Annotated in this window: 1 protein-coding gene; it reads right to left on the bottom strand. The window is 70.7% G+C overall.

Features of this window, described 5'->3' with window-relative positions; genetic code table 11:
• Positions 1-73 precede the first annotated feature (73 nt).
• A complete protein-coding gene (locus ABD481_RS28355) occupies positions 74-25,201 on the bottom strand; it encodes a type I polyketide synthase (RefSeq protein ID WP_344668835.1) in 25,128 nt (8,375 codons plus the stop codon).
• Positions 25,202-25,237 lie beyond the last annotated feature (36 nt).

Raw genomic sequence — 25,237 nt, 5'->3', positions numbered from 1 at the left:
CCTGCCTCGATTCCTCACTCACCAAGCACTCACTGAAGTCGCAAAGCCCTCATACGGCCCAGTCGGCGAGCCGTCACAGCGTGGAGTCGCGGAGCGCGCGCTGCACCAGTTCGTCGACGTCCATCAGGTCGAGGTCGTCGTCCGCCGTCCCGTCCCCCGCTCCGTTCTGCTCGGAGGCCGGGGCCCCCGAGGCGGTACCCGGGCCCAGGCCCGGGCCGGACCCGTGGTCCGCGGCGCCCGACGTCCCGGCCAGCCGCAGCAGCTCCTCCAGCAGCCCCGCCCGCCGCAAGCGGCTGAGCGGGATCGACCGCAGGACGTCGCGGATCTCCGCCTCGGCGGGATCCATGCTCACAGAGCTGGAAGCCGCTGTCCCTCGGGGTTCGAGGAGGACCCCTATGCGCTCCGCCACCGCGACAGGGGTCGGATAATCGAAGATCAACGTCGCCGGGAGCTTGGCGCCGGTGGCCGCGCGCAGGCGGTTGCGGAGCTCGACGGCGGTCAGCGAGTCGAAGCCGAGGTCGAGGAAGCCGAGCGCGAGGTCGATCGGCGCGTCGGCGCGGTAGCCGAGCACGGTCGCGACCTGCGCGCGGACGACGTCCACGAGCGCCTGACGGCGTTCGGCGGCGTCCAGGCCCTCCAGGCGCCGGGCCAGCAGCTCGGCCTCCGAGCCGCCCGCGCCACCCGAGCCACCCGCGCCGCCGGCACCGCCCGCGCCGCCGGCGCCGGCCGCTGCCCGCCGCCCGCGCGGGACCAGCGTGCGCAGCACGGCGGGAACCGGCAATCCGGCACCGGTCGTCTGAGCGCGCCATCCGGCCAGGTCCAGGTGGGTCAGGACAAGTGCGGGCACTGACAAGGTCGCGCCCAGGTCGAACAACGCCAGTCCGCGTTCCGGGCTCAGCGCGGCACCGGTCTGCGTCAGTCGCCGCGCCTGCGCCTCGCCGAGCCGGCCTCCCATGCCGGAGTCCTGCTCCCACAAGCCCCACGCCATCGAGACCCCGCCGCCGGGCAACCCCTGCTGGGAGCGCCAGGTGGCCAAGGCGTCCAGGAAGGCGTTGGCCGCGGCATAGTTGCCCTGGCCTGGCGCTCCGAAGGCGGCGGCCGCGCTGGAAAAGAGCACGAAGTGGGTCAGCGCGAGATCGGCGGTCAGCTCGTGCAGCGTCCAGGCGGCGTCGGCCTTCACACGCATCACGGTGTCGAGCCGTTCAGGAGTAAGGGTCTCGAAGGTGCCGTCGTCAAGCACCCCGGCGGCGTGGACCACGCCGCGTAGGGGACGACCCGGATCGGCGGCGGTGGCGGTGGCGAGGACGGCGGCCAAAGCGGCGTGGTCCGAGACGTCGGCGGCGATGACCCGGACCCGGGCGCCGAGGTGCGCGAGATCAGTAATCAGGCTGCTGACGCCGCGGGCGGCCGGGCCGGAGCGGGAGAGAAGCAGAAGGCTGCGGACCCCGTGGTTGGTGACCAGGTGGCGCGCTACCAAGGCGCCCAGGCCGCCGGTTCCGCCGGTGATGAGGACCGTGGCGTCCGGGTCCCAGGGCTTTGATGCCTCGGCGTCGGTCGGCTGCGGCTGGGGTTCGGCCTCGATGGCGACTCGTGCCAGGCGGGCTGCCCAGGGCTTGCCGGACCGCAGCGCGAGTTGCGGTTCGTCGGTCGCGGACGCGGCGAGCGCCACGGCTTGGTCGTGCGGGGTCGCGTCGTCGAGGTCGACGAGGACGACCCGGCCAGGGTGCTCGGATTGAGCTGTGCGAATTAGACCCCAGATGGCCGCGCCCGGCAGGTCGAGGATTCCTGATTCGGAACCGGCATCCTCCGAACCGACCGCCACGGCGCCCCTGGTCACCACGACCAGTCGCGCCAGGTCACTCCGGTCGGCGGCCACCCACTGCTGAACGACGTCGAGCGCGCGCGCTGTGGCCTTGCGAGCGCGGACGGCGACGCTAAGAGCCTCCTCCGCCCGTGCGAGTCCGGGCTCGTAGACGATCCATGCGTCCTGGTCTTCGACATCTGCCAGCTTGTCGCCGTCGCGCAGCAGCTTCCACGGGACCAGAGCTGTTTCGCCGTCGGATGCCGTGTCGACGGCGGTCCAGCTGATGCGGAACACGTCGTTGGCGATCGAGTCGGCACGCGCTCCGGCCTCGGCCAGCGCAACCTGCGGGAGGGGACGGAGCACGAGGCGTTCGACGTCGGCCACCGGCGCGCCGGCAGCATCCACGGCGACGATCGAGATGCCGCCTTCGGCCACCTTCGCCAGCCGCGCACGGAGCAGACCCGCGCCGGTGGCGTGCAGAACAACGCCGCTCCAGGCGAACGGGAGGCCCTCCACGCCGGGGTGCTCCTGCCAGCCCGCGAGCGAAACCGCGTGCAGGACGGAGTCCAACAACGCTGGGTGAAGCCCGAAAGCGTCGGCTGTCGGAGCGGCCGAGCCGGAAACGGAGCTGGCGAGGAGGTCTGCGCCGTCGCCAGTCGGCAGTGCCACTTCGACAAACAGTTCGTCGCCGCTGCGCCAGGCCTCTCGGAGGCCCTGGAACGTGGGTCCGTAGTCGAATCCGGCGGCGGCAAGCGTGTCGTAGAGCCCTTCCACGCTCACCGACTCCGCATCTTCCGGCGGCCAAACGCCGAACTCGCTCAGCCGACCGTCCGGTTCGGCGGCGGCCAGGACACCGCTGGCGTGCTGCGTCCACACCGCCGCCTCGCCGCCCTGGACACCCTGACCACCCTGACCACCCTGGCCACCGGACGTCGGCTCATCGGGGCGACTGTGGATGGCGACCTCGCAGGTCCCGTCCTCAAGCGGAGCCGAGACGGTGATCTGCAACTGCCGCGCCCCATCCGCCGACAACACCAGCGGAGCCTGCAATGTCAGCTCCCTGAGCAACGGGCACCCGACCTCGTCACCGGCTCGGATCGCCAGGTCGACAAGCCCCGTACCGGGCAGCAGCACCGTCCCCGACACCATATGGTCGGCCAGCCAACGCTGCGTCGACACCGCCAACCGGCCGGTCAGCACACAGCCGCCACCGGCCAGCCCGACCCGCGCACCGAGCAGCGGGTGGTCGGAGGCGCCGAGGCCCGCCGAGCGCACGTCGCCGGTGCTGGGCTCGATGTCCAGCCAGTAGCGAGCGTGTTCGAAGGCATAGGTGGGGAGGACGACGCCGCCGGGCTGCACGCTGCTGCCAAGAACCGTGGGCCAGGCGATGTCATGGCCTGCGGCGTGCAGCGCAGCGGCGGTGTGGGTCAACGCGAGCGGCTCGTCGACGTCCTTGCGGAGGGTCGGGACAACGACCGCCTCCTCAACCACCCCGGAGATCATCGAGGTCAGGACACCATCCGGGCTGACGTCCACGAAGACGCCGGCGCCCTGTTCCGCAAGGAAGGACACCGCGTCCGCGAAACGGACCGCATGGCGGAGCTGACGGACCCAATACGACGCCTCGGTCGCTTCTTCGGCGAGCTCGGTACCGGTCAGCGTGGACACCAGCTTCAGGCGCGGGGCCGAGGCCGGGACCGAGGCGACGATCCGTTCGAACTCTTCAAGCGCCGAGTCCATGTGGTGGCTGTGGAAAGCGTGCGACACGGCCAGCTTGCTGGCTCGACTTCCAGAGCTCTTATACATATCGACCAGCGCATCGACAGCTTCCGCGTCACCGGAGACGACAACTGAGGTCGGGCCGTTCACCGCCGCGATACCGACGCCGTCGGGCAGGCTCGCCAGCACCTCGGCCTCAGTCGCTTCGAGAGCGGCCATCGCACCACCCGCGCGCGCCTGTCCCATCAGACGACCACGCGCCGCAACGACCTTGCAGGCACCTTCGAGATCCCAGACACCTGCAATGTGCGCGGCGCTCAGCTCACCGATCGAATGACCGCCGAGCCACGACGCACTCAGACCCCACGCTTCGAGCTGCCGATACGCCGCCACCTGCACCGCGAACAACGCAGGCTGAGTCACCTCAGTCCGACTGAGCGCCTCGACATCCGAAAGCAGATCAACCGACAAACCCAGCTGCTCGCACACCTCATCGAACACCTCAGTGAACACCGGCAACACACCACGCAGCCCAAGACCCATCCCCACCCGCTGCGACCCTTGCCCCGAGAACAGCACAGCCACGGAACCACCAGCGGGCACCTTGGAGCTTGTCAGACCACTGCCGCCTGCCACTTCCAACAGTTGTGTCACCAACGACTGGCGACTTTCACCAACCACCACGGCACGGACCCCGAACCGCGACCGCCCCGCCAATGCCAACGCAGTCTCAACAAGCCCCTCATCACTATCGGCCGTCCACTCCGCCAGCCGCCCTGCCTGCGCCCGCAGCGCCACCTCCGACTTCGCCGACAACGCCCACGCAACTCCACCCACCGGCACCGGCAACGTCTCAACCGCAGGCTCCGAATCCCCCTCCTCGATGATCACATGCGCGTTCGTCCCGCTGATCCCGAACGAAGACACGCCCACCCGCCGAGGCCGCCTCGGATCCCGCTCCCACACGCGCGGCTCGGCCAGCAGCTCCACTTCCCCCGCCGTCCAGTCGACCTGCGGCGACGCCTCCTCCAGGTGCAGCGTCTTCGGCATCAGGTCGTTGCGCATCGCGAGCACGGCCTTGATCACCCCGGCCACGCCCGCCGCGGCCTGCGTGTGCCCGATGTTCGACTTCACCGAGCCCAGCCACAGCGGCCCATCGGCCGTCCGGCCCTGCCCATAGGTCGCCAAAAGCGCCTGCGCCTCGATCGGGTCACCGAGCGTGGTGCCGGTGCCGTGTCCCTCGACCAGGTCCACGTCACCGGTCTCAAGACCCGCATTCGCCAAGGCTTGGAGGATCACCCGCTCCTGCGACGGCCCGTTCGGCGCCGTCAATCCGTTCGAAGCACCGTCCTGATTCACCGCCGAGCCGCGCACCAGGCCCAGCACCTGGTGCCCGAGCCGCCGCGCGTCCGACAGCCGCTCCACCACCAGCACGCCGACGCCCTCGCCCCAGCCGGTCCCGTCAGCCGCCGCAGAGTACGACTTGCACCGGCCATCGCGCGCCAGTCCGCCCTGCCGGGCCATGCCCGAGAACGTGGTGGACGTCGCCATCACCGTAACGCCGCTGGCCAGCGCGATCGAGCACTCGCCATTGCGCAGCGCCTGGGCTGCCAAGTGCAGCGCGACCAGCGACGACGAACACGCCGTGTCGACCGTCACCGCCGGACCGGTAAGCCCGAAAACGTAGGAGATCCGGCCGGACAACGCGCTGCCGGCATTGCCGGTGTCGACGAACCCGAGCACGCTCTCCGGCACGACCGGCAATCGGGCCGCGTAGTCGTGATACATCAGCCCCGCGAACACCCCGGCCTGCTCGCCGCGCAGGCTGACCGGATCGATTCCGGCCCGCTCCAAAGCCTCCCACGTCGTTTCGAGCAACAGCCGCTGCTGCGGGTCCATGGCCAGCGCCTCGCGCGGCGAGATCCCGAAGAACGGCGCGTCGAACTCGGCCATGTCGGGCACGAACCCGCCCTCGGCCAGGTAGGCAGGCACCGACGACTCGGATCCGGCGCCGAAGATCGCGTCGAGGTCCCAGCCCCGGTCGGTCGGGAACGGCCCGACCCCGTCGCGGCCCTGCGCGATCAGGTCCCAGAACGCTTCGGGCGTCGTCACGCCGCCGGGATAGCGGCAGGCCATGCCGACGATCGCGATCGGCTCGTCCACCGCCGTCGTGCTTCGCCGCGCCGCCTTGACGACCGCCGTGCGCGATCCGCCGCCATCGACCCGGCCGCGCAGGTAACCCGCCACTGCATCAGGACTCGGATAGTCGAACACCAGCGTGGCAGGCAGCGTGAGTCCGGTGGCTCGCGCCAGCCCGTTGCGCAGCTCGACCGACGTCAGCGAATCAAAGCCCAGATCCGTGAACGGCACACTGGGCGCCACCGCGTCACCCGACGCGTGCCCCAGAACCGTTGCGGCCTGTGCACGCACGATCCCCAGCAACGCCCGCACCTGCTCCTGCTCGCCCAACCCGGCCAGCTGCGCAGCGAGCACGCCCGAAGGCGCAGACCCGGCGTCCACAGCGCTACGGCGCCGGGCTCGTGGTATCAGGGTCCGCAGCAGCGGCGGCAGGAAGGCGTCGCTGCTCTGCGCCGCAAGCGCCGTCAGGCCGAGGTTCGTGGCGACGAGCTGAGCCCGGTCACCGACGGCCGCCGCGTCGAGCAGCGCGAGTCCTCGCTCGGCGGTGAGGGCCTCACCGGCCTGCGCGAGACGACGTACCTGCTCGGCCTGAAGCCGGCCGGACATGCCCGCGGCTTCCTCCCACAGGCCCCACGCCACCGAAACCGCGGGCAGGCCGAGTTCCTCGGTTCGCCACGACGCCAGTGCGTCCAGGAACGCGTTGCCGGCTGCGTAGTTGGACTGTCCTCCGGCGCCGAACACGGCCGACGCGCTGGAGAAGAGTACGAATCGCGTGACCGACGCGAGGTTCGCGGTCAGCTCGTGCAGGTGCCACGCCGCATCGGCCTTCACGCTGAGGACCCCGGCCAGGCGCTCGGCGGACAGGTTCTCGATCAAGGTGTCGTCGACGACGCCGGCGGCATGAACCACGCCGCGCAAAGGTCGGCGCGAGGGCACGGCGGCGATGGCAGCAGCGAGCGTCTCCCGGTCGGTGACATCGCCGACCACCACCCGCACCCGGGTCCCGATCGAGGCGAGTTCTGTGACGAGCGCCTGCGTAGTGGCGCCGGCCGGTCCCGAGCGCGACATCAGCAGAAGGCTGCGAACGCCGTGGACGTGGGCGAGGTGTCGGGCGACCAGCGCGCCGAGACCGCCGGTGCCGCCGGTTATCAGGACGGTGCCATCTGCGTCCCAGATCGGCTCGGTTTCCGTCGCCTCGGCTTCAGAAGTGGACTTCGCACGCACCAGCCGCGCGGCCAGGATCTGGTCCCCGCGCACCATGAGCTGCGGCTCGGAGGCGGCCAACGGTAGAACCCTGGCAAGCAGCGACACGTTTTCATCGGAGTCAACGTCCACCAGCATGATCCGGTCGGGATGCTCGGTCTGTGCCGAGCGCACGAGCCCGGCCACCGCACCGTATGCGGGGTCCTTGCTCGGGGCGATGACGACGACCAGCCGAGCCGCCTGATGCTGCTCGCCGCCGATCCAGCCCTTGATCGCGTCCAAGGTCAGGGTCGCGAGCTCACGGGCGCGCGCGCCGGTATCAACGATCGATGACATTGGCCGGAACAGCATCGACTCGGTGACGGCGGCCTCGTCGAGCTCCACCGATGCGACGCGCTCGGTGTCGAGCGCGATCCAGTCCACTTCGAACAGCGAGTCCTGGACCGCCGCTGAACCCGGGGCGGCCACGGGTCCCGGGGCCGACGCCGATGGCAGCGGCCGCATCACGAGCCGGCCAACCTCCACGACCGGCTCGCCGGAGCCGTCGACCGCGATGACGTGCACGCCGCCGCCGTCGCGAGCCCGGGTCAGCCGGGCCCGCAGCGCTTGTGCACCGGAAGCCGACAACTGCACATCGCTCCACACGAACGGCAGGCCGCCGAGCCCAGGGCCTTCCCACCCGGACGCCCCGAGACCGTGCAGCACGGCGTCGAGCAGCGCGGGGTGGAGGCCGAAGCCGTCGCCGTCGGTACCCTCCGGCAGCGCCGCTTCGACGAACAGTTCGTCATCACCACGTCGCCAGATTCCGCACAAGCCCTGGAACACCGGTCCGTAGCCGTATCCGAGCTCTGCCAAGCCTTCGTAAACGCCGTCCAGAGGGACGGCTTCGACGTCCTCCGGCGGCCAGACCTCGGCCGCGGTCAGCTCGACCGGCGGCTCTGACCCCTCTCCGAGGTCGCCAACGCCCAGCTCTCCGCGCGCATGCAGGGTCCACTCCCCTGCCGCCCCGCGCTCGGAGCGGGAGTGAACGCTGACCTGGTAACCGTCGCCGTCACTGCCCACCGCCTCAGCGTCGCGGATGAGCCGCACCTGAACCTGGATCGCGCCCTCGGCCGGAACGACCAGCGGGGCGTGCAGTGTCAGTTCTCGAAGAACGCCGCATCCGACCTCATCACCGGCCCGGATCGCCAACTCGACCAGCCCGGTGCCGGGAACGAACACCGTCCCGCCGATCAGGTGGTCGCCGAGCCACGGATGCGTCGACAGCGACAGCCGGCCCTCAAGCACCCGGCCGCCGTCGGCAAGCTCGGTCGCGGCTTCGAGCAGCGGGTGATCGACGGCGCCCAGGCCGCTGCCCCGACCGGAGAAGAAGGCGCGGCCGTCGGCCCAGTAGCGGATGCGTTCGAAGCCGTAGGACGGAGTGTCCACGCGGGCGATCGCCGCCGACTCCGGAACCCCGAGCACGTCCGGCCAGGCCAGCTCGACGCCGGAGGCGAACAGCCGTGCGGCGGTCTGGAGCAGGGCGGACGGCTCGTCAGCGTCCTTACGCAGGGTCGGGATAACAGTGGCCTGCTCGTTGACGATGCCGGAGATCATCGAGGTGAGGACGCCATCGGGACTCACGTCCACAAACACATTGGCGCCTTGGCCAGCCAGGAAGGTCACCGCGTCGACAAAGCGGACAGCTTCGCGGAGCTGACGGACCCAGTAGGTCGGATCGGTGACGTCGTCCGCGAGTTCGGTGCCGGTCAGGGTCGAGACCAGTCGCTGGCGGGGAAGGTGGGTCGGGACTGAGGCGACGATCTTTTCGAACTCGACGAGCGCGGAATCCATGTGGTGGCTGTGGAAAGCATGCGACACGGTCAGGCGCCGAGCCCGATGGCCAGAGTCCTTATAACGCTCGACCAGGGCTTCGACCACATCGGCATCACCGGAGACGACCACCGAGGTCGGACCATTAACAGCCGCGATTCCGACACCCTCAGGCAGGCTCGCTAGGACCTCGGCCTCGGTTGCTTCGAGAGCAGCCATCGCACCACCGGCGCGCGCCTGGCCCATCAACCGACCGCGCGCGGCGACAATCTTGCAGGCGCCTTCGAGATCCCAGACACCGGCCAGGTACGCCGCGCTCAGCTCACCGATCGAGTGTCCGCCGAGCCAGGAGGCGCTCAGACCCCACGCTTCGAGCTGCCGATAGGCCGCCACCTGCACGGCGAACAACGCAGGCTGAGTCACCTCAGTCCGATTCAGCGCCTCCCCATCGGAGAGCACCGCGATCGACAAACCAAGCCGTTCGCACACGTCATCGAACACCTCGGTGAAGACTGGCAACACACCCCGCAGTCCAAGACCCATGCCAACGCGCTGCGACCCCTGCCCCGAGAACAACACCGCCACCGAACTACCAGCACGGGTTTCAGCGCTTGAGAGACCGCCGCTTTCAGCCACCTCCAACAGCTGTGTCACAAGAGACTGGCGACTTTCACCAACCACCGCAGCCCGATACCCGAACCGCGACCGCCCCGCCAACGCCAGCGCAGTCTCAACAAGCCCCTCGTCGATATCAGCCGTCCACTCCGCCAGCCGCCGCGCCTGCGCCCGCAGGGCACCCTCCGACTTCGCCGACAACGGCCAAACCACCCCGCCGGCCGGCACCGGCAACACCTCGGCCGCCTCCGACTCCGGATCCCCCTCCTCGATGATCACATGCGCGTTCGTCCCGCTGATCCCGAACGAGGACACCCCAGCCCGCCGCGGCCGCCCCGCTTCCCGCCGCCACTCCCGCGCCTGCCGCAGCAGCTCCACCGCTCCCGTCGACCAATCGACCTGCGGCGACGCCTCCTCCAGATGCAGCGTCCGCGGCATCACCTCGTGCCGCAGGGCCTGAACCGCCTTGATGATCCCCGCCACGCCGGCCGCCGACTGCGTGTGGCCGATGTTCGACTTCACCGACCCCAGCCACAGCGGCCCGTTCGCTCGCCCCTGGCCGTAGGTCGCCAGCAACGCCTGCGCCTCGATCGGGTCGCCGAGCCTGGTGCCGGTGCCGTGGCCCTCGACCAGATCCACATCCGAGACTTCGAGCCCTGCGTTGGCCAGCGCCTGGAGGATCACTCGCTCCTGCGACGGCCCGTTCGGCGCCGTCAGTCCGTTCGAAGCGCCGTCCTGATTCACCGCCGAGCCCCGCATCAGGCCCAGCACGCGATGCCCGAGCCGCCGTGCGTCCGACAGCCGCTCCACCACCAGCATGCCGACGCCCTCGCCCCAGCCGGTCCCGTCCGCGTCCGCCGAGTACGACTTGCACCGGCCGTCGAAGGCCAAGCCGTCCTGGCGGGCGAACTCGGTGAACGTGCCAGGCGTCGCCATCACCGTGACGCCACCGGCCAGTGCCATCGAGCACTCACCGCTGCGCAGCGCTTGCGCGGCCCAGTGCAGCGCGACCAGCGACGACGAGCACGCGGTGTCCACGGTCACCGCGGGACCGGTCAGCCCGAGGACGTAGGAGACACGGCCGGAGAGCACGCTGGCCACGTTGCCGGTCAGGCCGTAGCCCTCGGCCTGCTTGCGGTCGCCGGCGAGCAGCGCCGCGTACTCCGAGGTCCCGGCCCCGACGAACACGCCGGTCTGCGAATCGCGCAGCGTGGCCGGGTCCAGGCCCGCGTGCTCCAACGCCTCCCACGAGGCCTCCAGTACCAGGCGCTGCTGCGGGTCCATCGCGATCGCCTCGCGCGGCGAGATCCCGAAGAAGGCGGCGTCGAAGAGGGCGGCGTCCGCCAGGAAGCCGCCGCCGCCTCGGTGCGAGCCGTCGGACACGGAATCGAAGATCGTGCCGAGATCCCAGCCCCGGTCATCGGGGAACGGCACGACGCCGTCGCGGCCACTGGCGATCAGGTCCCAGAACTCATCAGGGCTCTGTGCCCCGCCCGGGAATCGGCAGGCCATGCCGACAATCGCGATCGGCTCGTCCGCGACCGCCGCCGCCTGCACGATCACCGTGGACCGACCGGCCCCGCTCGCGTCGGCACGGTCGCGAAGCATCGAGGCGACCGCGCGCGAGGTCGGATAGTCGAAGATCAGCGTGGCCGGCAACGAGATCCCGGACGCGGCGGCGAGGCTGTTGCGCAGCTCGACGGCGGTCAGGGAATCGAAGCCGATCTCGTTGAACGCGGCGTCGGCGGCAATGGCTTCCGCCGAGGCGTGGCCGAGGATCGCGGCGGCGCGGGAGCGAACAAGCTCAAGGACGATGTCGAGCTGCTCGGCGACCGACTTGCCAACCAGAAGCGTGGCCAGCACGGAAGCGGCGGAGGTGATGCTCTGCGCGTCCTCTTCCTGCTCGCGGAGTGCGGCGGCCGCTTCGGGAACGGTGCTCAGCAACGGCGCGGGGCGCGCGAGGGTGAATGCGGGGGCGAAGATACTCCAGTCGACGTCGGCGACGACCGTCCGCGGCCGGTCCTCGGCGAGGACCTGCTCCAGGGCGGTGAGCGCGAGGTCTGGATCGAGCGTGCGCAGGCCGCGCCGTGCCAGGTATTCGGCGGCCTCGCCCTCGGCCATACCGCCGCCGCCCCAGGGGCCCCAGGCCACGCTCGTGCCGGACAGGCCGCGGGCACGGCGGGCCGCGATCAGGCCGTCGAGGAAGGCGTTGGCGGCGGCGTAAGCACCCTGAGTGCCGCTGCCCCAGGTGCCAGAGATGGAGGAGAAGACGACGAAGGCGTCGAGCTCGCGGTCGGCGAGTTCGGTGTCGAGCCACCACGCGCCGTGGGCCTTGGCGGCCATGACGCGGGTCCAGTCGGCGACGGCGTCAGTGGTGCTGTCGGTGTTGGTGTCGGTGTTGCTGTCCGTCTTGGTGTCGGCGGCGATTGGGGTGAGGGCCGCGACACCAGCAGCATGGAACACCGCCGACAGATCCGGACCGCACGCCTGCACCAACTCCCGCACCTGATCGCGGTCAGCGACATCGCAGCGGACGAACACCGCTTCGACCCCCGCTGCCTCCAAGCGCGCCGCCATCTCCGACGCTCCCTCAGCGTCCGCGCCACGGCGGGACGCGAGCACGATGCGTTCGGCACCGTGCGCGGCCACCCACTCCGCGACACGTCCGCCAAGCGCGCCGCTGGCACCGGTGACGAGGACCGTGCCTCGGACGCCCGACCAGGTGTTGGCAGCGGCGGGTGCGGCTATGCGTACGAGACGCTGCGCCCACACGCCGTCGCCATCCAGGCTGACCTGATCCTCGACGTCGCCGGACAGTACAGCCACGAGGTCGTCGAACACTGATGCGGTGTCGTCCGGCAGATCGATCACGCCGCCCCAGAGCGCAGGCGGGCAGTCGAGTGCCGCGACGCGGGCCAAGCCCCACGTCGGCCACGCCCAAGCGTCGGCACGCGCCTGGGACCCACTGCGCCCGACGCCCTGCGTGACGGCCCAGACGCGGCCGGCCCCGGCCTCGGCGCAGATGCGGAGCAGGCGCACGGTCGCATCCAGACCGCCGTCTGCTTCACCTCGCCCGAGCAGCGCCAGCACGCCACCGACTTCAGACCACTGACTCGCGGCCCAAGACTCGCACTCCAACACATCGGCGACACGCACCGAGACGCCGCGCGCCGCCAGCCCGCCGACCAGTGCGGCGGCCAAGGCTTCCGGAGTCTGCGACGACGTCACGATGACCCACGTCCCGGACAGCTCGCCACCAGCGGGCAGACTCACCGACTGCCAGGTCGTCTCGTAACGCCACCTGGCCATGGACTCTTCCACGCTCTCCACGTGTCGAGCGCCGGTCTCGATCCAGTAGTGGGCATGGTCGAAGGCGTAGGTCGGGAGGCTGGCCGATGCGATGATCTGTTCGGCGTCGACGTCCAGGACGGTCGGCCAGTCAAGGTCGAGCCCGGCGGCGTGCAGGGCGGCAGCGGTACTCGTCAGGGCGCGCGGCTCGTCAACATCCTTGCGAAGCGTCGGAACGACGACGGCCTCGTCGAGGATTCCGGAGATCATCGACGTCAGGACCCCGTCCGGGCTGACCTCCACGAACAGCTCAGCGCCCTGGTCCGCGAGGAAAGTCACCGCGTCTGCGAAGCGGACGGCATGGCGGAGTTGGCGGACCCAGTAGGTCGGGTCGGTGGCCTCGCTGGACAGTTCGGTGCCGGTAAGGGTGGAAACCAGCTTCAGGCGCGGCGCGGAGGCCGGGACCGACGCGACGACCTGTTCGAACTCCGCGAGGGCCGAGTCCATGTGATGACTGTGGAAAGCATGCGAGACCGTCAGGCGCCGGGCCCGATGGCCAGAGTCCTTATACCGCTCGACCAGCGCATCGACAGCATCCGCATCGCCCGAGACGACTACCGAGGTCGGGCCGTTCACCGCCGCGATGCCGACGCCATCGGGCAGGCTCGCCAGCACTTCGGCTTCGGTCGCTTCGAGAGCGGCCATCGCACCACCGGCGCGCGCCTGGCTCATCAGCCGACCGCGCGCCGCGACGATCTTGCAGGCGCCTTCCAGATCCCAGACACCTGCGATGTGCGCGGCGCTCAACTCGCCGATCGAATGACCGCCGAGCCAGGAGACGCTCAGACCCCACGCTTCGAGCTGCCGGAACGCCGCCACCTGCACTGCGAACAACGCAGGCTGGGTCACCTCAGTCCGGTTCAAAACCTCGGCATCAGACAACGCCTCAACAGAGAGACCGAGCAGCTCGCACGCCCGATCGAACACCTCAGTAAAGACCGGCAACACACCACGCAGCCCAAGACCCATCCCAATGCGCTGTGACCCTTGCCCCGAAAACAACACCGCCACGGCAGAACCAGCCGAACCAGAACCCTCAAACACACCCGCCCCAGCCACCGCACCCGCCGACCCGACCAACCGTTCAGCCGCCCCAGCAAGCCTCCGCAGGCCAGCAACCATCGCCGCCCGATCAGCCCCGACCACCGCAGCCCGAACCCCGAACCGCGACCGCCCCAGCAACGCCAACGCCGTCTCAACAAGCCCCTCATCGCTGTCGGCCGTCCACTCGGCGAGCCGCGCCGCCTGCGCCCGCAGCGCACTCTCCGACTTCGCCGACAACGGCCAAACCACCCCGCCCACCGGCACCGGCAACGCCGCGGGCTCCGGCTCCAGATCACCTTCCTCAATGATCACGTGCGCGTTCGTCCCGCTGATCCCGAACGAGGACACCCCGGCCCGCCTCGGCCGCCCCTCCATCCGCCGCCACTCCCGCGCCTCCGTCAGCAGCTCCAACTCCCCCGCCGACCAATCCACCTGCGGCGAAGGCTCATCCACATGCAACGTCGCCGGCATCACCCCATGCCGCATCGCGAACACGGCCTTGATGATTCCCGCGACCCCGGCAGCTGCCTGGGTGTGCCCGATGTTCGACTTCACCGACCCCAACCACACCGGTCCGTCCGTCCGGTCCCGGCCATAGGTCGCAAGCAATGCCTGCGCCTCGATCGGGTCACCCAGCGTCGTCCCAGTCCCATGACCCTCGACCAGATCCACATCACCGGCCTCAAGACCCGCATTCGCCAACGCCTGAAGAATCACCCGCTCCTGCGACGGACCATTCGGCGCCGTCAAACCATTCGACGCACCATCCTGATTCACCGCCGAACCACGCACCACACCCCACACCCGATGCCCCAACCGCCGAGCATCCGACAACCGCTCGACCATCAGGACCCCGACACCCTCACCCCACCCAGTCCCGTCCGCCGCACCCGCATACGACTTGCACCGGCCGTCCCGCGCCAAGCCGCCCTGCCGTGCGAACTCGACGAAGGCGCTCGGTGTCGACATCACCGTCACACCGCCCACCAGCGCCGACGTGCACTCGCCGTTACGCAGCGCCTGCGCGGCCCAATGCAGCGCTACCAACGACGACGAACACGCAGTGTCCACCGTCACCGCCGGGCCGGTCAGGCCCAGCGCATAGGCGACGCGCCCGGACAGCACGCTGCCCGAGACGCCGGTCGCTGCGTAGCCGTGCATCGCCTCGGGGTTGTTGCCCGCGAGGACCGCGTAGTCGGGGCTGCTCGCGCCGATGAAGACCCCGACCTGGCTACCGTGCAGCGCCAGCGGATCGAGTCCGGCATGTTCCAGCGCCTCCCACGATGCCTCCAGCAGAATCCGCTGCTGCGGGTCCATCGCCACGGCCTCGCGCGGCGAGATCCCGAAGAAGCCGGGATCGAACTCGGCCGCGCCCGGCACGAAACCGCCGGCCGGCAGGAACGTCCCGCCGTGGGCCGCGCCGGAGCTGAGGACGGAGGCAGCCGACTCCCAGCCGCGGTCGGTCGGGAAACCGACAGCGATGCCGTCGCCGCCGGCCGCGATGAGGTCCCAGAACTCGGCGGCCGACGTGACGCCGCCCGGGTAGCGGCAGGCCATGCCGACGATCGCGAGCGGCTCGTCGGCGACCGCGCCGGCCTGCACCACGACCGAACGCGGCGCCTGGCCGGAGAAGCGTTCGCCCAGTAGTTCGGCAACGGCTGCGGCGTTCGGATAGTCGAAGACGAGCGTCGCGGGCAGCGATTGGCCGGTGGCAGTCGCGATCTTGTTGCGCAGCTCGACCGCGGTCAGGGAGTCGATGCCGAGTTCGGTGAACGACACGGTCGGGGCGACGCCGTCGGCCGAGGCGTGCCCGAGCACGCCGGCCGCCTGGGTACGCACCACGCGCAGCAACGCTTGCTGCCGCTGCTCCGCGCTGCCCAGCGCCGCGAGTTCCGCGGCGAGCGCCGCCGCGACCGTCATCGCCGAAGTCGCCGTCGCCGAGCCCGCCTCCTGCGCGGTCGGCTCGGCGGGGCGGAGTGCGGCGACGGCTTCCGGGACGCCGTCGAACAGCGGCGCGAGCCGCGCGAGAGTGAATGCGGGGGCGAATATGGTCCAGTCGATGTCGGCGACGACGGTCGTGGTCCGGTCCTCAAGGAGCACCTGTTCGAGCGCCATGAGGGCTGCTTCGGGTGCCAGGGTCCGGAGTCCGCGGCGGGCCAAGTACTCCCCCGCCTCGCCCTCGGCCATTCCGCCGCCGCCCCACGGGCCCCAGGACACACTCGTCCCCGTCAGTCCGCGCGCACGTCTAGCGGCGACGAGCCCGTCCAGGAAGGCGTTCGCCGTCGCGTACGCACCCTGACTTCCGCTGCCCCAGGTCCCGGAGATGGAGGAGAACACGACGAACGCGTCGAGATCGCGGTCGCCGAGCTCGGCGTCGAGCCACCAGGCGCCAGCGACCTTCGCCGCCATCAACGGCGACCAGTCGTCAGTTCCGTCGGCGAGCACGGTCAGGGCCGCCGCGCCGGCCACGTGGAAGACGGCGGTCAGGTCCTCGCCGTGGGACTGGATCAGCTCGCGGACCTGGACGCGGTCGGATACGTCGCAAGGTACGAATATCGGCTCGGCGCCGAGAGCGGTCACCGCCTCGGCCAGTTGGTCGGCACCTTCGGCAGCGGCGCCCCGACGCGAGGCGAGCACCACGCGAGCCGCGCCGTGTTCGGCCACCCAGCGGGCGATGCGGCCGCCGAGGGCTCCGCTCGCGCCGGTGACCAGGACGGTTCCACCCGTGGTCCAGGTACCGGAAGCGGCGGCCGGGGCAGGTGCGGGGACGCGGACCAGGCGCTGGGCCCAGACGCCTTCGGCACGCACGGCCACCTGGTCCTCGGTGATTGTGTCAGTACCGGCGCCGAGTGCCGCTTGCAGGCGGTCAAGAACTGCGTCGTCGACGTCGTCAGGCAGGTCGACCACGCCGCGCCAGTTGTGCGGGTATTCCAGTCCGGCGACCCGGCCAAGGGCGAATTGCTGCCACGCCCAGGCGTTGAGCGGAGCACCGCCCGAGACCGGAGCGCCGCCGCGAGTCAGTGCCCAGATGCGGGCAGGTGTCTGGATAGCCGCTTGAACCAGACGGACATTGTCGACAATGCCGGATCCGAGCCCACTCCCAGCCTCTTGCTCCGTGACAGCCGCGCAACCGAGCAGCGAGACAACAGTGAACCTTTCAGGCCACTGATCGCCGTTAGCAGCCATCACTTCGAACTCGTCGAGAGTGAGAGTCCTGATAGTTGCGCCGCGCCGGGCCAAGCCGTCGCCCACAACTTCGGTCAGACCAGCGGGAACCCGGTCCGAGGTGACCAACAGCCATTCGCCATCAAGCGCGGTCGCCGACACGGCCACCGGTTCCCACGTCGTCTCATAGCGCCACCCCGCGACCCGTCCACGACCACGCCACCGAGCCAGCGCGGGCACAACGCCGGCCAGGGCATCCCGCTCACCGTCACCCACAACGCCCAGCGCATCAGCAACAGCATCGACGTCACCGCCACCGACAAGGTCCCAGAACGCGGCGTCGACTTCGGTCGTCGCCATGATCGCCTTCGCAACCGGGGCGTCGAGCCAATAGCGGGTGTGTTCGAAGGCGTAGGTGGGGAGCGCAACAGGGTTGAGCTGCGCGAGGTCCGCGCCATTGGCGATGACGTCCGGCCACTTGATACGCAACCCTGCGGCGTGGAGGGCGGCGGCGGTGCGGGTCAGCGCGAGCGGCTCGTCAACGTCCTTGCGGAGCGTCGGGACGACGGTCGCGGGCTCGGCGAGGACGTTGGAGATCATCGAGGTCAACACGCCATCCGGGCTGACGTCCACATAGACGGCTGCGCCCTGGGCAGCCAGGAAGGTCACGGCATCGCCGAAACGGACGGCTTCGCGGAGTTGGCGGACCCAATAGGTCGGGTCGATCGCCTCGCCGGACAGCTCAACACCGGTAAGGGTGGAGACCAGCTTCAGGCGCGGCGCGGAGGCCGGGACCGATGCGACGACCTGTTCGAACTCCGCGAGCGCCGAGTCCATGTGATGACTGTGGAAGGCATGAGAGACCGATAGACGCCGAGTCCTGTGGCCAGAGTCCTTATACCGCTCAACCAGCGCATCGACAGCATCCGCATCACCGGAGACGACGATCGAGGTCGGGCCGTTGACCGCTGCGATACCGACACCATCGGGCAGGCTCGCCAGCACCTCGGCCTCGGTCGCTTCCAGGGCGGCCATCGCACCACCGGCGCGCGCCTGACCCATCAACCGACCGCGCGCCGCAACGATCTTGCAGGCACCTTCGAGGTCCCAGACACCCGCGATGTGCGCGGCGCTCAACTCGCCGATCGAATGACCGCCGAGCCACGACGCGCTCAACCCCCACGCTTCCAGCTGCCGGAACGCCGCCACCTGCACCGCAAACAACGCAGGCTGAGTCACCTCAGTCCGATCAAGCGCCTCACCATCAGAGAGCAGCTCAATCGACAAACCCAGCAGCTCGCACGCCTCATCGAACACCTCAGTGAATACCGGCAACACACCCCGCAGCCCAAGACCCATCCCAAGACGCTGCGACCCCTGCCCGGAAAACAACACCGCCACCGAACCACTGACAATCGCTTTAGAGCTTGTAAGACCGCCGCCCTCCGCCAATTCCAACAGCTCTGTCACCAGCGCCTGGCGACTTTGACCAACCACCGCAGCGCGAACCCCGAATCGCGACCGCCCCGCCAACGCCAACCCGGTCTCAACCAGCCCCACATCCCCATCCGTCGCAAACTCCGCAAGCCGCCCCGCCTGCGCCCGCAGCGCCCCCTCCGACTTCGCCGACAACGTCCAAGCAACCCCACCCACCGGCACCGGCAATACCTCAACAACCGGCTCCGGATCCCCCTCCTCCACAATCACATGCGCGTTCGTCCCACTGATCCCGAACGACGACACCCCGGCCCTGCGCGGCCGCCCCGCATCCCGCGGCCACTCCCGAGCCGCCGTCAGCAGCTCCACCTCTCCCGCCGACCAATCCACCTGTGGCGAAGGCTCGTCCAGATGCAGCGTCCGGGGCATCGTCTCGTGCCGCATCGCCATAACGGTCTTGATCACCCCGGCCACACCCGCTGCGGCCTGCGTGTGCCCGATGTTGGACTTCACCGAGCCCAGCCAGATCGGCCCGTCGGCCCGGCCCTGCCCATACGTCGCCAGCAGAGCCTGCGCCTCGATCGGGTCGCCGAGCCGCGTGCCGGTGCCGTGGCCCTCGACCAGATCGACGTCGGAGACTTCGAGCCCTGCGTTGGCCAGCGCCTGAAGGATCACCCGCTCTTGCGACGGACCGTTCGGCGCCGTCAGACCGTTGGAGGCGCCGTCCTGATTCACCGCCGAGCCCTTGACGATCCCCAACACCCGATGCCCGAGCCGCCGTGCATCCGACAGCCGCTCCACCACCAACATCCCGACGCCCTCGCCCCAGCCGGTGCCGTCGGCGGAGCCGGAGTAGGACTTGCAGCGGCCGTCGGCGGCCAGGCCGCCTTGCTTGGCGAATTCGATGAACCCGGCCGGCACCGACATCACCGCGACACCGCCGGCCAGCGCCATCGTGCACTCGCCACTGCGCAGCGCCTGCGCCGCCAAATGCAGCGCCACCAGCGACGACGAACACGCCGTGTCGACCGTCACCGCCGGGCCGGTCAGGCCGAAAGCGTAGGCGACGCGGCCGGACATGACGCTGGCGGCCGTACCAGTGCCCAGATACAGCTCGGCGTCCGCGGGCGCGTAATCGCGCAGCGTCGCATAGTCCTGTGCATAGGTACCGACGAAGACGCCGGTCTCGCTGCCCTTGAGCCCGACCGGGTCCAGCCCGGCCCGCTCGAACGCCTCCCAGCTCGCCTCCAGCACCAACCGCTGCTGCGGATCCATGGCCAGCGCCTCGCGCGGCGAGATCCCGAAGAACGCGGCATCGAAACCGGAGGCGTCGGCGACGAAGCCGCCGCGCTCGGTGAACTCGCGTCCCAGCTCGTCGAGAGCGAAGTCGTAGATGTTGTCGAGCTTCCAGCCGCGATCGGTCGGGAACGGCGTGATGCCGTCGCGGCCCTGGGCGACCAGGTCCCAGAACTCCTCCGGCGTGCTGACGCCCCCGGGATACCGGCACGCCATCCCGACGATCGCGATCGGCTCGTCGGCCATGGCCGCGGCCCGCACCACCGTGGCCCGATCGTCGCCGAAGATCTGACGCAGCAGATACCGGGCGACGTCGTCCGGCGTCGGGTAGTCGAAGATGAGCGTCGCGGGCAGCCGCAGGCCGAGCGCGGAACCCAGGCTGTTGCGAAGCTCGACCGCCGTCAGGGAGTCGAAGCCCATCTCGTTGAACGCCCGTTCGGCGTCCACAGCGTCGGCCGAGGCGTGCCCGAGGACGACGGCGGCCTGCGCCCGCACGATCTCCAGCAGCGCCTCGTGCTGCTCCTCCCGCGTATTGCCCGCCAGCCGCGTGGCCAGCGCCGAACGCCCCTCGCCGCCGGCACTGGCCGCCGGGCGCGCCGGAATCCGTATCAGGCCACGCAAAAGGGCCGAGACCGAATCAGGGGTCGCCGTCGCCTGGATCGTGGCGACCTCCAGCCGGGTCGGGATCAGCACCGGCGGCACGTCAGCCGCGACGGATCCGGTCACGGCGTCGAACAGCGCCAGGCCGTCAGCAGTCGACAGCGCGCCGGTTCCGGCACGCGCCATCCGGGCCAAGTCGGTGTGGCTCAGCTGCGCGGTCATCCGCGTCGGCTCGGCCCACAGTCCCCACGCCAGGGACACCGCGGGCAGGCCACGGTGCCGCCGATGCGCGGCGAGCGCGTCCAGGAAGGCGTTGCCCGCCGCGTAGTTGGCCTGCCCGGGGCCACCGAATATCCCGGCGGCACCGGAGAACAGCACGAACGCATCGAGCGGCAGGTCGGCGGTCAGCTCGTGCAGGTTCCACGCGCCAAGGGCCTGCGGGGCCATGACCCGATCCAGGCGCTCACCGCTCATGGTCGCGACCACGCCGTCGTCGACGACGGCGGCGGCATGGACCACGGCCTTCACCGGCCGCTCGGCCGGGATGGCGGCCAGCAGCGCTGCCACTGCCTCGCGATCCGTGACGTCGCAGGCCACTGCCTCCGCTACCGCGCCGAGAGCGGCAAGGTCGGCCACCAAAGCGTCGGCCCCGGGCGTCGCGCCGCCGGTGCGCGAGGCCAGGACCAGGTGCCGAACGCCATGCGCCCCGACCAGATGCCGGGCGAGAATCGCCCCGAGACCGCCGGTGCCGCCGGTGATCAGCACCGTGCCCTCGGGGTCCCAGACCGGGCCCTGATCAGGGTCGGCAGGGGTCAGGTCCCGAGCCCGCGCCAGCCGCGGAGCATGCGGGCTCCCGGCACGAAGCGCAAGCTGCGGCTCGTCGCCCTCAGCGGCGCGCAGCAGTACGGTCCACGACTCGGGATCCCCGTCGAGATCGGCGAGCAGGAACCGCTCCGGATGCTCGGTCTGCGCCGAGCGCACCAGCCCCCAGACAGCGGCCGAGGCCAGGTCGGCAACCTCGCCGCCATCGGGGGAAGCGGCACCGCGCGTAGCGATGACCAGGCGCGCGCCCGGAACGCCATCGGTATCCGCGGCCCAAGCCCGGACGACGTCCAGCGTCTCGCTCAGCACTCGCGTGATGTCCGCGTACGTGTCGGCGGCCGGCACGGTGAACACCACCCGATCGGCGTCCTCGGCCGCGACCGGCTCCAGCCCGGACGCGGTCAGCGCGGCGAGCGCCGAACCAGTGTCGGGACCTGCGACGGCCCAGCGTCGAGGCGTGTGTTCCGGGCTCGGCGCGGCGATGGTCGTCCACTCGGTGACAAAGAGGGAGTCACGCTCGGGACCTCGGCTCAGGCCTCTGAGTTCGGTGTCGGGCAGGGCACGAGTCCGCACCGCATCGACGGTCAGGACAGGTGTTCCGTCCTGGTCGGCCGCGGTGATCGCAATGGTGTCACCGTTGCCGTCGCCTCGCAGCCGAACCCGCAGCCCGGCGCTCCCCGCCGCATGCAGCCGCAGGTTCCGCAGAGTACTGACGGCGCGCAGACCGGGCTCGCGCCCCGCGCCATCCGTGGCGGCCAAAGCCTGAAGCGCGGCGTCGAGCAACGCCGGATGCAAGCCGTAGGCAGCGGCCTGCGCAGCTGTCGACTCGGGCAGCGCGACCTCGGCGAACAGGTCACGCCCGCGCCGCCACAGCCCGGTCAGCCCTCGCACCGTCGGCCCGAACGCCGCGCCGGCACCCGCCAGACGCTCGTAGAGCGCGTCAACGGACACTGATACAGCACCGGCCGGAGGCCACTCGCCTGTCAGGTCCGCAGTGTCCGGCGCAGCGTCGGCGCCGACCGGCTCCAACATGCCAGTGGCATGCTCGACCCAGTCGCCATCACCGGGTTCGGCGTCGCGGGCGGAGGTGTGGACGGCCAGCGGACGGCTTCCATCGGCCTCCGGCGCGCCGACCGTGACCTGCACGGCCACGCTGCTGCCTTCGGGGATCGGCACCGGCGCGTGCAGGTCCAGGCTCCGCAACCGGCCGCAGCCGACCTCGTCACCGGCGCGCACTGCGAGTTCCACCAGCGCCGCCTCCGGCAACAGCACCAGGCCGCCGAGGACCCGGTCGGCCAGCCACGGCTGCGCGGCCTGGGAGAGTCGTCCGGTGAGCACGACGCCACGGCCACCGGCCAGCGATACCGTAGCGGCCAGCAGCGGGTGCGCGGCCACACCGAGCCCGGCGGCGCGCAAATCGCCGGTAGCGGCGCCGCCACCCTCCAACCAATAGCGAGCATGTTCGAACGCGTAGGTGGGCAGCTGGACGCGACGCCCCGTGGTCTGCCCGGCGTAGACGCGCGGCCAGTCGACAAAGCGGCCCGCGGCCTCGATACCGGCGACCGCGTCCAACAGGGCGGCGTCCTCGGCCCGGTCGACGCGGGCCACCGGCAGCACCGTGCACCGCTCGGCGACCTCGTCCGGCAGCGCGCCGGAGATCATCGACGTCAGCACGCCGTCCGGGCTGACGTCGACGAACAGGGTCGCACCCTGCGCGGCGGTCCAGTGCACGCCGTCGGCGAACCGCACCGCACGCCGCGCGTGGTCGACCCAGTAGGCGGGGTCGGTCACCAGCGCCGTGGCGTCGCCGCCGGTGAGGTTGGAGACCAGTCCGGCTCGCGGCGTCTGACAAGGCACTGATTCCAGCAGCGCACGGAACTCGTCCAGGACCGCGTCCATGTGCGGGGAGTGGAAAGCGTGCGACACACGCAGCGAGCGCACTTTTCGCCCCTCGGCACGCCACCGCTCGCCCAGCGTCTCCACCAGATCGGCGTCGCCGGAGACGACCACCGAGCGCGGGCCGTTGACGGCGGCGATGTCCACGCGGTCGGTCAGCCCGGTGAGCTGTTCGGCGATCTCCGCCTCGGTGGCGGCCACGGCCAGCATCGCGCCGCCGGACCGGGCCTGCTGCATCAGGCGGCCGCGAGCAGCGACGACCGCGCAGGCGGCGGGCAGATCCCACAGCCCGGCCAGGTGCGCGGCGGTCAGCTCGCCGATCGAGTGGCCGCCGAGGAAGTCGGCGCGCAGACCCCAGGCTTCGAGCTGCCGGAACCACGCCACCTGCACGGCGAACAGCGCCGGCTGAGTGAACTCGGTGCGTCCGAGCTGCTCGCCGTCGGCCAGCAGCGTCAGCAGCGGCACGCCGAGCAACGGGTCCAGATGTGCGCGGACTTCGTCGAGCGCCTCGGTGAACTCCGGCAGCAGACCATACACACCGAGCCCCATGGCAGCACGCTGCGAACCCTGCCCGGAGAAGAACACCGCCGTCAGACCGCCGGTGCTCGACGCGGCGCGGTGCACGGCGGCGGTGGGAGCCTCGGCGGCGATCGAACGCAGAGCGCTGATCAAGTCGGCCCGGTCGGCGCCGGTGACAACGGCGCGATGCGAAAGCTTCGCACGCTGTGTGGTCAACGCCAGCGCGATATCGGCGAGCCCTGTCTCACTGCCGTCGTCTCCGGCCGTATCTGCCCAATCCGCAAGCTTCGCCGCCTGGGCACGCAACGCGGCAGCCGTCTTGCCGGAGACTGCCCACGCGACCGGCCGACCCGCGTCAGGAGCGCTGACGGTCTCGACCTCAGCCGCGTCCTGGTCACCCTCTTCGAGAATGATGTGCGCGTTGGTGCCGCTGATGCCGAACGACGACACCCCCGCACGCCGCGGGCGGCCCTCGACCGCCGACCACTCGCGGGCCTCGGCCAGCAGCTCGATCCGGCCGACGCTCCAGTCCACGTGCGGCGACGGTGCGTCCACATGCAGCGTCGCGGGCATGACGCGATGCCGCAACGCCTGCACCATCTTGATGATCCCGGCGACCCCGGCGGCGGCCTGGGTGTGCCCGATGTTCGACTTGATCGACCCCAGCCACAGCGGCGCGTCCTGCGATCGGCCGCGGCCGTAGGTGGCCAGCAGTGCTTGGGCCTCGATCGGGTCGCCGAGCCGGGTGCCGGTGCCGTGGCCCTCGACCACGTCGACGTCGTGCGCTGAGATCCCGGCGTTGGCCAGCGCCTGGAGGATCACCCGTTCCTGCGACGGACCGTTCGGCGCGGTCAGACCGCTGCTGGCGCCGTCCTGGTTGACCGCGCTGCCCCGGACGACGGCCAGCACCTGGTGCCCGGCGGCGCGCGCGTCGGAGAGCCGCTCGACCACCAAAACGCCGACGCCCTCGGCCCAGCCGGTCCCGTCGGCGGCGGCCGCGTAGGACTTGCACCGGCCGTCGGGCGCCAGTCCGCGCTGCCGGCTGAACTCCACGAACCCGTCCGGGGTGGACATCACCATCGCCCCGCCGACCAGCGCGAACGAGCACTCCCGGTTGCGCAGCGCCTGCGCGGCCAGGTGCAGCGCCACCAGCGAGGACGAGCACGCGGTGTCGACGGTGACGGCGGGCCCTTCGAGCCCGTAGGCGTAGGCCAGGCGGCCGGAGACCAGGCTCGCGGCGTTGCCGGCGGTGAAGTAGCCCTCTGATTCCGAGGCCCCGCCGCCGAGCACCAGCCGCGAGTAGTCCTGCATGCTGGTGCCGACGAACACCGCGCCGTCACGGCCGCGCAAGGCCGCCGGGTCGATCCCGGCGTCCTCGATCGCCTCCCACACCGTCTCCAGCAGCAGCCGCTGTTGCGGGTCCATCGCGAGCGCCTCGCGCGGCGAGATGCCGAAGAACCCGGCGTCGAAATCCGCGACCGCGTCAAGGAATCCGCCTTCGCGGACGTAGCTGGTGCCGGGCCGGTCCGGATCCGGGTCGTAGAGCCGTTCCAAGTCCCAGCCGCGGTCCTCGGGGAAGCCGGAGACCGCGTCGCGGCCCTGAGCGACCAGCTGCCACAGCTCGTCGGCGCCGCGCACTCCGCCGGGCATCCGGCAGGCCATGCCGACGATCGCGATCGGTTCGCGCGCCCCGGCCTCGAACTCCCGCAGCCGCAGTCTGGTGCGCTGGAGGTCCGCGGTGACCCGCTTGAGATAGTCGAGGAGTTCTTCTTCCCTGTTCATCGCGTACCTCGCGCCTACCTAGACGGGTTACCGAAC

Source organism: Catenulispora yoronensis (assembly GCF_039531695.1).
In the GTDB taxonomy this organism is placed as follows: domain Bacteria; phylum Actinomycetota; class Actinomycetes; order Streptomycetales; family Catenulisporaceae; genus Catenulispora; species Catenulispora yoronensis.
The sequence above is the reverse complement of the archived record's forward strand: the minus strand, read 5'-3'. Positions and strand labels throughout refer to the sequence as shown.